Annotated in this window: 2 protein-coding genes; both read left to right on the forward strand. The window is 67.6% G+C overall.

What is annotated here, in order from left to right; translation table 11 throughout:
- Window positions 1–152 precede the first annotated feature (152 nt).
- Window positions 153–1,160 (forward strand): bifunctional lytic transglycosylase/C40 family peptidase, encoded by a 1,008-nt coding sequence (locus tag EHS43_RS42820; RefSeq protein ID WP_260470978.1) that lies wholly within the window; start codon window positions 153–155, stop codon window positions 1,158–1,160.
- A 169-nt stretch (window positions 1,161–1,329) separates the two neighbouring features.
- A complete protein-coding gene (locus tag EHS43_RS42825; RefSeq protein ID WP_125195854.1) occupies window positions 1,330–2,028 on the forward strand; it encodes a phosphatase PAP2 family protein in 699 nt (232 codons plus the stop codon).
- The last annotated feature ends 346 nt before the right edge of the window (window positions 2,029–2,374 follow it).

Genomic DNA, 2,374 nt, shown 5'->3' on the forward strand with positions numbered 1-2,374 from the left:
CGTGTCGTACAGCGTGGCCCTCGGGGCGGAGGCCGCCGCCCTCTACCGCGACGCGGTTCGCTGATCTTTGCGCCGACCCCGCCGAGTACCCCGGTTTCCTTCGGGGGAGCTCCTAGACTGACGCGGGCGGACTCCCGGCGGGCGAGGGGCGGTTGACGGTGCGTAAGGCGTGGCTGGTTGCGGGCGCCGTGTTCGGGGCGGGGCTCAGCTTCGTGATGCTGCTCGTCGTGGGGGTCTACGTCGTCGCCGGGAACCTCGCGAACGGCGTGGGCGGGGCCACCAGAGCCCTGGCCAAGGGGGCCGTTCCGGCCGCGTACCAGCCGCTCGTGCAGAAGTGGGGCAATCTGTGCCCCGCCATCAATCCCGCTCTGCTCGCCGCCCAGCTGTACCAGGAGAGCGGATTCAACCCCAAGGCCCAGAGCGCCGCGGCGGCGCAGGGAATAGCGCAGTTCATCCCCGGGACCTGGGCCACGCACGGGGTCGACGGGGACGGTGACGGCGACAAGGACGTCTGGGACCCCAACGACGCGATTCCCTCGGCGGCTTCCTACGACTGCTCGCTCGCGTCCTATGTGAAGGACGTCCCGGGAAACCTCACCGAGAACATGCTCGCCTCCTACAACGCGGGCGCGTACGCGGTCATCAAGTACGGGGGTGTGCCGCCGTACAAGGAAACCCAGAACTACGTGAAGACCATCACGACCCTGGAGGAGAGTTTCGCGGCGCCCACGACCCGCGTCGATCCCTCCAAGCAGGCTGCCGGCGCGATCTATTACGCGCAGAAGAAGCTCGGGACGCCCTATCTGTGGGGCGGGACCGGAACCGCCGAGCAGGGCGGGCGCTTCGACTGCTCGGGGCTGACGCAGGCCTCGTACGCGAGTGTGGGCATCACGCTGCCCCGCGTGGCGAACGACCAGTACAACGCGGGCCCGCATCCGGCCAGAAGTGAACTGCTGCCGGGGGACCTGGTGTTCTTCTCCAAGGACCTCAACAATTCCCGCGCCATCCACCATGTGGGGATTTATGTGGGCGGCGGATACATGATCGACGCCCCGAGAACAGGTGCTGTGATCCGGTTCGACCCGATCGACACTTCTGAGTACTTCGGTGCCACGCGGGTCACCGAAGATGGCGCGAAAGCATTGCCCACCACGGTGTGACCGAACGTGAAACTCACCCCCTGAGCTGCGGCAATGTGTCTCTCTTCGATAACGTCTGCGTGATCATTCAGTGGAGTGTGGAACGTATTGACGGAAGCCGTGCGTTCCTGAGGACGTAGCCGAGCGCACATGGGTACGCCGGGAAAGACGACGAAGGGGCCGCAGCACCATGGCTGTTCTCGCCGAATCCGGGTCGAACCCCGACGTCGACCTGCTCTACGACATCAACGGCCTGGCCAAGGACGCCCCGCACTGGTTCGACCGGGTCATGGAGTACGTCGGGGAGTACGGCATCCTGCTCGGGATGGTGCTGCTCGTCCTGTGGTGCTGGTGGTCCGTGCGCCGGCGCGGTGGCGAGGACGCCGCCTCCTCCGTGGCCGCGCTGGTGTGGGCCCCGCTCGCCGCCGCGCTGGCCGTGCTGGTGAACGTGCCGATAAGGGGGTTCGTCGAGCGGCCCCGGCCGTTCCGGACCCACGAGGGCATCGAGGTCCTGGTGTCCGGGAAGACCGACTACTCCTTCGTGAGCGACCACGCGACGATCACCATGGCGATGGCGGTCGGACTCTTCGTGGCCAACCGGAAGTTCGGGCTCGTCGGACTCGTGCTCGCGCTGCTCGAGGGTTTCTGCCGTGTGTACATGGGCGTGCACTACCCGACGGACGTCATCGGCGGATTCGCGCTCGGGACGGCGGTGGCCCTTCTGCTGTCGCCGCTCGCGATGGCCCTTCTGACGCCTTTGCTGAAGGCGGTCGAACGCTCCTCGAAAGGCGCGTGGCTGATTCGCGCGCGCGGCGCCGAGCGGGGCGCCTCGGTGATCCCCGGCGCCCGCTCGGAGGCCGCGGCTTCCGAACGGGACCTCGCCGCCTAAGGCGTGTTGCGAAAGTCCCGCCTGCCTCGCGACGCCATGCACGCGCCCCCATCCTCGAACCTGCTGCGCAGGGCTCGGACGGGGGGACCCCCTTCGCCGCACCGGGCGAAAGCCCAAGTACATCCAGTACGAGGGCTTCCGCCCGGCACGCCGAGAGCACGCACCTGACGCCGCGAGGCCCGCCCTTCGGGCGAACGACGGGACTTTCGCAACACGCCCTAGGTGTTCTGTCCCGGGAGGTTGTGGACGGGTGAGCCAGGTCTCGGTTGAGGGATCTTGAACGGGTGAGGGCCTTCCGGTTCGGTGTGGATTGCGACGTCTACACCGACCAGAAAGGCCCTCGTGG

It is taken from the genome of Streptomyces sp. RP5T (assembly GCF_003933965.1).
Classification (GTDB): Bacteria; Actinomycetota; Actinomycetes; order Streptomycetales; family Streptomycetaceae; genus Streptomyces.